Genomic DNA, 227 nt, shown 5'->3' on the forward strand with positions numbered 1-227 from the left:
CGCATCTTCCAGCTGGTGCGCTTGTTTTTCAACGCCGTATCCCGGACCGCAGGCACCGGGTCCTTGGTCAGACGGCCGACCAGCCAATTCTTGTCGTCCCCGTTGGCGGCCACGGCTTGACGCACGGACGGTTCGGGGTCTTCGGAGAGTTTGACCAATACGTTCGGGAACGGCATGGTGTCGGCGAGGAACACACGATCGGCCACCGGGGTGTGCGGGTTGCCGGC

1 protein-coding gene is annotated in these 227 nt (G+C 64.3%); it reads right to left on the bottom strand.

From position 1 onward, the window contains the following. The coding region (locus DKT72_RS18960; RefSeq protein ID WP_220628160.1) for a hypothetical protein at positions 1-227 on the bottom strand (227 nt) is incomplete at both ends.

Source organism: Confluentibacter sediminis (assembly GCF_003258355.1).
GTDB classification, from domain to species: domain Bacteria; phylum Bacteroidota; class Bacteroidia; order Flavobacteriales; family Flavobacteriaceae; genus Confluentibacter; species Confluentibacter sediminis.